Raw genomic sequence first — 9,778 nt, 5'->3', positions numbered from 1 at the left:
AAAAGCGACAGGTCATGATTTTCAAGCGTAACATAGCCGGCCTTCACGGCGTCAAGAATATATTGACGCCCCTTTTCCGTCCGCGCGACGATCAGGGATTTGCCGGGCTCTCCTGCCTCAATCGGGCGATACCACGGATCGCCAACGGCAATATCGGCAAACTCGCCGGTGTGATCGGGGCAGATATAGCAGCGCCACTGCCGGTATTTCTGCAGGAATCCCCAAGATTCCGCGTAGGTCATCTGCGCCGTCTGCGGCGTGCCGTTTTCATCGGTATAGTCGGCAGTCCAGAGGCCCGGCCAGCCATTGCCGCGATACCGCAGCGACTTAAGTTGCGCCGGATCTTTGACGCCGACTTTCTCCAGCAGGGCCAGATTGCCCTTCAACGATGGTGTGCCGGCGCAGAAAAACGCGATGGTGATCCCAACTTTCTGATCGAGCGCCGGATCGAGCTTGCGCGCCTTATGCACAGCCGCGACATCACAGGGCTTGCCGATAAAAACCGACGGCGCCGCTTCGCGAACGACCATATCGAGCCCGTCGCAGGGGCTCGCCGGGGCATAGCGGGACCCCGTCCGCGTTGTGGCCTCGGCGCGGGTTCTGCTCATCACCGTCTCGTTGAGATAAGGATATTTCTCGCTTGCGGCGGTGTGCAGAATGCCGGCGAAGCCTTTCTTCTCGACACCAAAAAGCGCGAGCATCGTCGCCGCCCCGCCGCTCGAACCGCCCCGCCGGATCGTCTCGTCGCTCGCAAAGCCTTCCCAGACATCGAGTACAGGGCCCCAGCCATCGGCGAGCTCCGTCTTCAGGTCCGGCATATCCGCGGGATAGTCATGCGTCAGATTGATACCGGGGCAGGATTTCAGGGCAAGGCCGGTCTCGGGCGGGGCATCGTCGCGCACGAAAGGTCGGAGGCCCAGCTCCATCGCCTGCGCCATCTCAAACCGCTCCGGCTCCATAAAAGCGCACGCCCCGCAGCCCGTGCAAAGCTGACGCGTGGTGACGTCGGTAATTTTAGTGATGCCTCTGGTCACAACTACTGTTCCTATAAAACGCTTTACTCCTGCATGTCAGACCCTAAACGAACTAACTTCAAAATTTCTTAAGGCCGCAAAGAGCTTTTCAGCTAAAATCCCTGTCTGACCCACATTGGGAAACAAAATTATCGATGTACCGATGCTTGCTTTGCCCAACGTATCAGATCTTTAGAGAGAAAAAGACAAATAACCAGCGCCATCAGAGAGTAAGCAATTCCGATTCCTATCTCAAATACCGGGTTTGTTCCTTTGGCAAATTGCATTGACAAAAGCAGCGCCCCCACAACCAGGCCAATCGAAACAACAAGCATGACGGAGAGGGATGAGACGCTCATGCCGACAGATTTTCGGATTAGATAAATAAAGAAAATCGTCGCCATCAGCTCTCCCAGAACACCGCTCAAAATAATTCCGGTGACGCCCCAGTTATACCAGACAGCCAGCAGAGATAGCGGAAGAGCAATGCTTCTGATTAAATTGGTGTACATAGGTTGCTTTGTTTTACCCCATGCAATCGCAATAGTTGTCGGTCCGGCCTTGACCATTCTTATTCCCTGCATTAGCGCAAGCCAAGGAATGAAATGGGCGCCCTCGTGGTATTTTTCTCCGAAAAGTACGACTGACAACGCTGGGCCCGCAAGTCCCAGTCCGGTTATGATCAAGACGCCGATCGTTAGAAACGCTTTTGTAGTAACAACGGCACTATTGCTGAGCTCCTGAGGATCTTGCTGATATTTCGCAATCATTGGCGTCAACAGATTCTGTGAGGCGCTCATCAACACCATTGTTGGAAACAGGGTGAGCATAAATGCTGCGCTAAACCAGCCGAGATCTTCCATACTATAAGCAATACCAACGATGCTGCGGTCCGCTTGGAAAATGCCGAACATCAGAAGACCATTCAGCATTAAGGGCCATCCAAACGAGAAGATCCTCCTAAGATAGACCTTATCAAAGGCTACTGAAAAACGGCGTTCTGCGAAAATGTAGGACAGAATGACGGTACAGACCGCCTGGATTGTGATTACCCACAACATGACGCGATAATCTTTTAAGTAAAGCGCCAACGGTATCGCACAAATAAGCACGATAATCTGGGAAACATTATCAATCAAAACCAACGGGGCAAATCGCATGTTACGTTGGAATCTGGCGGAATCCATATGGACAAAGCCAGAAATCAACGGCAAGACAGCAAGCCATTGAAAAGCCCAAACAATTTCCGGCAAATCAAAAAGATTCGCAACCGGGCTAGCTACCACATATAAAATTAGTGCGAGAACGATACCCCGCAAAATATTGAATGCATGGGCTGTCGCCTGCAATCGGGGGTCATTACCGTCGGTTGCCTGAACTATCAGGCGGTCTACGCCAAGCCCCGTTGACATCTGTATTAACGTCATCGTGATCGAGAAGGTTGCGGCAATTCCATAATCTTCAACACTAATTAATCGCGTGATGATAATATTTCGGCCGAAAGTACATAGTCCGCCGATGATGCTTCCGAATGAAAGGATCATTCCTCCTTTTATGAAACTATGTATCCGCAATTGCCGGGGCTTTCAGTGTTTCAGTTTTTCAAACGGGAAAAATGCGCAATTTTTCTGGTAATTACTTGAAGCTGGTCATCAACAAGGGCATTTATCGACGGAAGAATATTCGTCAACCGTTCTGCTGTCGCTTGACGTTGTAGAAAAGAGGTCTTAAGCCCGTCGATTATCGCGCGGGCGTCCAGAGTTCGCGGGTCATAGACCTCCTTCGCCTGACCGCACGTCTCAAATACACCCTTTGTCTTGTCGCTATAAGCGATCGCCGCCGTCGGTACACCGCGCGACAGGGCGGCAATGGTCGAATGCATACGTGTTCCGCAAAACCAATCCATGTTGGAGATCAGCCATTTCACCTGGTTCTGATCGAGCGTATTGGGAGAAACAAATACACGTTGAGAATGTTCCTCCGGCAGATAAGCCGCTGTCTTTATACAGGCAGCAAAATCTGATTCAATATACTGGCTATCGCTCATGACATGCGGGATAAGCACCAGTTTAGCGTCAGTTTCCCGCATCAACCAGTTGCTGAAACCATGGATGATTTCCCGGTAATTCGCCTTGAAGCCATATTGTGAATAAGCCGCCTGCGGATTATTATAGATCAAACCGCTAACATTTAGGCCAACAATTGGGGCCTCGTTCTGTCGTTCGGAAATCAGGCGGGCGAGGACGGGACCGATTAGATCGTCCGCTTTGCGAGTGCCGAGCGCAAAGGCGAAATCGACGCCGCTCCTGTGCTTTTCTGGATCAAAATGCGGCCCCAGCATCGACTTCAGGATATCGAAGCTGTTCGGATCACGCGCCCAGGCCATATCGGCGCCCTGCACCGCGCGATTGGCAACGGCGCTGAATTTCGGATCGGCATAGGGACCATATGTCTGCGGCAGCAGGATCAGCGGAATTTTCCGCTTGAGTGCGATCAGTTTTGGCCGAACGACGCTCAAGAAGCGCTTTGCACCATAAATGTCGCTGAAGCTGTCGCCGCCGGAGATATCAAGAATGACATCGAAGCGGTCGATATCGCGGATCACGGAGTTAAAGGCCGCCCCGAGCGCGCCAAGCCGCGACAGGGCCGAGATCGTCACCAGATTTTCATGCAGGTAATAGCGGTGACCGGCCCGGATACCGATATGCTCGACGTCGATATGAACGCCTTCGGAGAAGTGGTGGGTTTGTGTCCGCTTGCCGAGCTCGTTGTCGAAAACGGAAAAACGCGCGCCGGGAATAAACCGCGTGATCCCCTCAACGGTCGAGGCGAAAAGCGCGGACACCCCCATATTGGAGGTATCCGGCGCCGCGCCGAAGAGGCCAATCCTGATTGCAGATCCTGTGTCCGACATTACTCGTTTCCTGCCATACATTCACTCTACGCTTTAATCCGGTACATATGCCGGAAGAACAGTAAATAATTCCTGAGCAAATTCCGTAAGCCTGACGTCCGCGGCGGCGGCAGGCGTCGCGGCATCGACCGGCATCGTCAGACGGATCAGGGCTCCGTCCGTCCGGTCTGACGACAGCGCGCCCCACAAAAGGTTGATCTTCGCCGCATATTCATTGGCTATATACTTTCCGCGTTGCTTGAACCAGTAATAAACGAGAAGCCTGTTCTCCCCATGCGTTACCAGGACGCGGTTTGCGGGAACCGCCTTATCGCCGTTCATCAGCGTGATTTCGGACAGCTCCTCGATCTCCCATCCGCCGGAGGGAATGCAGACCCGCGGGGAATGCGGCGTACTACCGGCCGATTGCTGATCGTAATACGCAATGAACAGCGTGACCGGTGGCGCGCTGCCCTCCCGATAATGGCCGAGGAAATAGTCGCTCATGTTGAGGATCGTCTGCTCAACGCCGGGCAGAACATCTTCTTCAGCGATCATGTCGTCGATCTTGAGGGGAAAGCTGTTGAACGCGCGCCGCGCCGGGATTTCGGGCTCGATCGCGCGGATCAGCAGCACGGCCGCGATAAGAGCTGCCAGAAAGAGGACAGCACCTATAACGGGACCGGGACGGAGCGAGCGGACGCCTTGATCGCTCTGCGGTGCGGCGACGCGCAGTACGCCACCGCCCAACGTCGATCTCTCGGCCCGGCTCAGCGTGAGATAGCAGATACCGAGCATCACCATGAAGGAGACGAGGAAGAAGACCCAACCTTCGAACAAATGGAAAAATCCGTCCGAGACCGCGGTCCCCGACCATTCGGCAATGGCGCCGGTGAGAAAGATGCGCACGCTGTTCATGATGACCGAGACAATGGCGGCGAGCACGACGAAGAGGGCGCGCTTCCAGAGCGGAATGTCGAATAACATTGCGAGCAGCACGCCAAGGCCGATCATCGGATAGAGATAGCGCAAACCTGCGCAAGCCTCGACCACCGCGAGCTTGAGCGTCCCAAGGTCAATGATATTGCCGTCCTGAAAGACGGAGAGGCCGACGAAGCGCATCATCCCGACGCTCATATCCGTTGACAGAAGCTGCAACCCATAGGTCAGATTGGCGTTCAGAAAGGCGGGCGGCGGCACGACAAACGGCAGCAGGATGAGCGAGGGCAGAACATAGCGGCCGTAAGTGATGCCGCCGAACACGACAAACAGGCCGAGGATCATCAGAAGCACGCTGATATGGCGGATATTCTCGATCCCCGCCTTGATGGCAAGCGCATAAAGCGCGCCGGCAACAACGCAGATGACCAGCCCGATCCAATTGCCGCGCTTATCCGGAAAGGCAAGCAGCGATCGCCGCGCCCACAGCAGATAGAGCGCGACGGCGAGCATCAGCGGCCCGTGATTGAACTCCTCGACATTTGTCCAGGCATGCCAAAGCAGCGCGCCGTCCGGGATATACAGCAGGAAAAGCGACAGCAACAGGACGGGCAACAGCATCCGCATCCACTCAATCCGTCGCAAGGTCACTTTCATCCCCCCGTTACCCGGTGTTTTCCGTACTCCCGGAGCAGACGCTCGGACGGTACCCATTTTCTGCGGGACCTAGTAATAATATGTTTTGGCGACTTCCGTCGACTTGTTCAACACAACACCAAGAAGGTTGCTGGACTGCAGCTGGCGCCGGCAATCCTTTACCTCGCTCGGTTTCGTCTCGCCGCTCGCGACAACCATCAGAACGCAATCCACCTGGGGCAGGAACGCGATGGCGTCGTCTGTCGACTTGAGAGGCGGAAGATCGAAGATGCAGATACGTTTGTCATAGCGATCCCGCAAATCCTCAACGAGAGCCTTCACCTTGCGCGACGTCAGAAGCTCGGTGGAGTTCTTCATCGGCCGGCGGTTCGGCAGCACGACAAAGCGCGGCACTCCCGGATTGACCATGACGTCTGTAAGCTCGATCTTGCCGTCGAGATAATCGGCGAGATCATTTTCGCGCGGCAGTCCGAGATAGGCGGCCACCTGCGGCCGGCGCAGATCGAAGTCGACGAGAAGAGCCGTATAGTCCGTCTGCTTGGCGATACTGAGCGCGAGGTTGATGGCAACAACCGTTTTGCCGCAGGCCGGCGTCGGAGAGGTAATGGCCAGTGTCCGCCAGCCATTGGCCTCCATCTTCGCCAGAATCTGCGTTCTCAGGATATCGAAGCTGATGGAATTCGGATCTTCGATGTCCATCGTGATGATCCGATGCTCTTCCAGATGCGCAGGGTCTAGCTCGACAATGCGCGTCTCCTTATAGACGATGGGGGCATCCACCGCATCGGTCTTCTTCAGGGCCTTTCTGGCAGTATGCTCACGATCGGAGAAGGCGCCGTCCTGCTTCTGGCGCGCCTTCGCGATTGCTTCCTTGATACGTTCCAAACGAACCCCCTTTAAAGTTTCAACAAGAGACGGTCAACCGAGACCCAGAGCTGGTAGAAGATCTCGTCCAGCGGCCGGTAGAAGAAGTGAATCAGCACCATGAGCACGGCGAACAGCACGACGGGCGCCAGCATATAGAGCATGATCTTGATCCGCTGGCGCGCTGACTCCGACTTGGTCTGAATATACGGAATGGAGACAATCGGCGGGTGCTTGAGAACGGCCTCAAGCTCCGACGCACTGTAAATCCGGCGATCCAGCATCTCGACCAGAAAGACACAGGCAACCCCGAGGGCAATGCCAAGGAACCCGCCGATCCCGAGTATCTTCTTGCGGTTCGGCGAATAGGGTTCGGTCGGGACGATCGGCGGCTCGAGCAGCACGAAGCGCTCGGCCTTTTTCTCTTCTTCGAGATTCTGGGAAAGCTGCGCCTGCGCCTGTTTCGATTCAAGTGAGGCCAGCTTGTCGAGCAGGTCCGCATGGGTCCGGTCGAGCACGCTCAGGCCGCGTTCAACCTGCGGGATTTCCAAAATGATCGCTTCGAGCTCAGCAATTTTCCGGGCAGTGGCGGCAATCTGGTTACGGGTCTCCTGGATCTTCGCCTCGGTTGCCGCGATCCGGATCTGCAGCCTCTCGACCACCGGGTTATAGGTATCGGTGCCGGATCCCCCCTGGGCGGCGGTTGCGCGGGCGCGGGCGGATTCCTCCTCGACCTGCTTTTCAAGCGCTTCAATCCGCTTTTTCAGGCCGATGATTGTCGGATGATTATCGGTGAGGCGCGTCGAGGCATCGAGAAGCTGATCTTTCAGCGTGGCAAGATTCCGCGCAAGCTCCGACTGTTCGCCCGCAAGGCCGGTCAGGCCGGAGCGCGCAGCGGTAAGTTCGATCTCAAGATAGCGTTTTTCCTCTTCGAGCGTGCGCAAGTCACGGCGCAGGTCCCGCGTATCGATCTCGGAGCGCTCAAGCATGCTCTGGCGCAGACCGAGATGCTCGGGCAGTGCATCCTTGTATTTCTGCTTGTAGGCGACGAGTTCGCTCTCAACCTGTGTCAGCTGGCGACGGACCTTGTCGGCTTCCTCCGACAGGAACGCTGTGGCTTCCGACGCGCGCTCGGTCCGGGTGCGGACGTTCTCGCTCAGGAACAGAGTCACGAGCTCATTTGCGACATCCGTTGCGATATGCGGATCGTGATGGTTGAACGCAACCGTGAAGGCGATGGTGGTATCGCCCCGGCGATTCTCGCTGAAGGACGAGGTAATGACATCGATCCCGATTTCATTCTGCATCTTCTCGACCAGATCGGAAACCGTCAGGATCTTTCTCTCGTCCCCATAGACGTTGTATTTATCAATGATCTTCAGCAGGTTTTCGCGCGTCATCACGCGCTGCTCGATCATCCGGATACGCTGGTCGGGATCCGTGGTGATAAGCGATTCCACGAGATCGGGGGAGATCTGCTGCGTCTCGACAAGCACGGTGCCCCAGGAGGCATATTTCGGCGGCAGCACCATGATCAACGCAATGCTCGCCGCGACCAGTAAAAAGAACGGAATCAGAAAAAACAGAAACCGCCGTTTGGCTGCCGAAATTATCCGCTCGATATTTATCGGCGAGGCTTCTTCCGGATTAAGAGTGTATTCCTGACTCATCTCGTCACTCAAATATGTTCAAATTCAATCAGCATTCGTAAAATATCGTCGGGCGCCACCGCGCCAGTATGGTTAATATTCTACATGCTTTTCCACTGATTAATACAGGTCAATGTGTTCTTCTTATGCTCAAAGGGTTAAAGAAACGTTGGTTCTGATATAAATAAGCAACAATATCCAAAATTTTCGGCTTTCCCGGCCTCTCTGTCCCGCTGTCGCCGGCCAACCTGAATACCCGCACTGGTCGCATAAATAGCCGGCGATAATCCCGTTTCAAGGCGCCGGTCTGTCAGTAGGCATTTTTATTTACGAAACCGACGAAAATTGTCATGAACAGAATCTGCAGATCGAAGAACAGGGACCAGTTTTCAACATAGTAGGTGTCATAATTGACGCGGGCTTCCATTTTTTTGAGCGTGTCCGTTTCGCCGCGAAAGCCCTTTACCTGCGCCCATCCGGTAATCCCCGGCTTGACCTTGTGGCGCGCGAAATAACCATCAATCAGCGCCGAATATTCCTCATTATGGTCAACCGCGTGCGGACGCGGGCCAACCAGGGACATGGTGCCGCCAACCACGTTGAACAGCTGCGGCAGCTCGTCAAGGCTGGTGCGGCGGATAAATTTCCCAACGCGGGTGATGCGCGGATCCTCCTTCGACGCCTGAACCGTCTTCTCCGGAATTTCGCCGTTATGATACATCGAACGGAATTTGTAAATTTCGAAAATCTTGTTGTTGTAGCCGTAGCGCTTCTGCTTGAAGAGGACCGGACCCTTGCTCTCCAGCTTGATCGCAATCGCGACGAGGATCAGGATCGGCGAGAACAGAAGAATGGCGAGGCTGCCAAGGATGCGGTCCTCCAGCGCCTTGATGATGATCTTGAAGCCGGAAAGCGGGGAATTCACCACCTCGATCATCGGCAGGCCGCCGAAATGGTTCGGCGAGGGCCGGTGCGGGAAGCGGAAGCCGACGAGATCGGAGACGAGATGCACATGCGCCGGCAGCTCGCGCAGGCGGCTGACGATTTCAAGCTGCCGCTCATCGGCGTTCCACGGCAGGGCGACAATGATGTCATCGACGTGATGTTCGCGGACAAAGCGGATCAGCGCCTCGAGATTGCCGCGCAGTGGATAGCCGCCAACGGTTGGTCCGACGCGGCCGATCCGATCATCGAAGATCCCGACGACCTTGTTGACGGATGGCTTTTCCCGGTCAAGCTGATGCAGCAGCTGCTCGGTCTGCTTGCCGCCGCCCAGCACGACAATTTTCCGCGTGCAGATGCCGCGTTCGGCCAGATAGTTGATAATGAAGAAGGCGATGATCCGGTAGAGAACAATGACGGCAAATGAAAAGAAGCCGAAGCTGTACATCCAGATACGCGAGTAATTGTCGGAAACCTTGAGCGAGAACGCCACCGCCAGCAGCAGCATGAAAGTCGTCAGGCAGACAATGGCGAGATTGGGCAGATTGGTCAGCGGCGCAAGCAGCGTCGAGAAAGAATAAATCCGCGCGTAGCGGCCGATGAAATGCAGAAAAATAGCGGCGAGGATTACTGCGTAAAGATAAGGCTCGTCGGCAAAGAGATTGCCGCCGATAACTACGTAATATGTGGCTATCCCGGCAACCACGAGCCAGAATACGTCAAGCATTCCGAAAATGCGCGACAGAACGCGCGAGGAAAGAGGATACCCGCTCCCCTGGTAGGAGGTATATTTCATGACGGTAGATTTATCTTCTAATCTG

General features: G+C 55.0%; 7 protein-coding genes. All 7 read right to left on the bottom strand.

The annotated features are described in order from the left end of the window. The coding region (locus V7Z56_RS15605; protein ID WP_334130499.1) for a Coenzyme F420 hydrogenase/dehydrogenase, beta subunit C-terminal domain at window positions 1–1,034 on the bottom strand (1,034 nt) is incomplete at its 3' end. 128 nt (window positions 1,035–1,162) lie between these two features. Then, on the bottom strand, window positions 1,163–2,557 hold the full coding sequence (locus V7Z56_RS15600) for an oligosaccharide flippase family protein (protein WP_334130498.1): 1,395 nt from the start codon (window positions 2,555–2,557) through the stop codon (window positions 1,163–1,165). 50 nt (window positions 2,558–2,607) lie between these two features. Further along, complete coding sequence (locus V7Z56_RS15595; RefSeq protein ID WP_334130497.1) at window positions 2,608–3,927, bottom strand: polysaccharide pyruvyl transferase family protein; 1,320 nt, start codon at window positions 3,925–3,927, stop codon at window positions 2,608–2,610. 33 nt (window positions 3,928–3,960) lie between these two features. Then, complete coding sequence (gene xrtD / locus V7Z56_RS15590) at window positions 3,961–5,496, bottom strand: VPLPA-CTERM-specific exosortase XrtD (protein WP_334130496.1); 1,536 nt, start codon at window positions 5,494–5,496, stop codon at window positions 3,961–3,963. A 75-nt stretch (window positions 5,497–5,571) separates the two neighbouring features. After that, window positions 5,572–6,387: a CpsD/CapB family tyrosine-protein kinase gene (locus tag V7Z56_RS15585; RefSeq protein ID WP_334130495.1), complete on the bottom strand. Its 816-nt coding sequence runs from the start codon at window positions 6,385–6,387 to the stop codon at window positions 5,572–5,574. A gap of 11 nt (window positions 6,388–6,398) precedes the next feature. Then, complete coding sequence (locus tag V7Z56_RS15580) at window positions 6,399–8,036, bottom strand: hypothetical protein (RefSeq protein WP_334130494.1); 1,638 nt, start codon at window positions 8,034–8,036, stop codon at window positions 6,399–6,401. A 289-nt stretch (window positions 8,037–8,325) separates the two neighbouring features. Then, window positions 8,326–9,778, bottom strand: a 1,453-nt coding sequence (locus V7Z56_RS15575) for an undecaprenyl-phosphate glucose phosphotransferase (RefSeq protein ID WP_334130493.1), incomplete at its 5' end; no start/stop codon positions are given.

Origin of the sequence: Sneathiella sp. (assembly GCF_036844445.1) — a bacterium.
Classification (GTDB): Bacteria; Pseudomonadota; Alphaproteobacteria; order Sneathiellales; family Sneathiellaceae; genus Sneathiella.
Note: the sequence above shows the minus strand (reverse complement) of the source record. Positions and strands in the feature narration are given on the sequence as shown.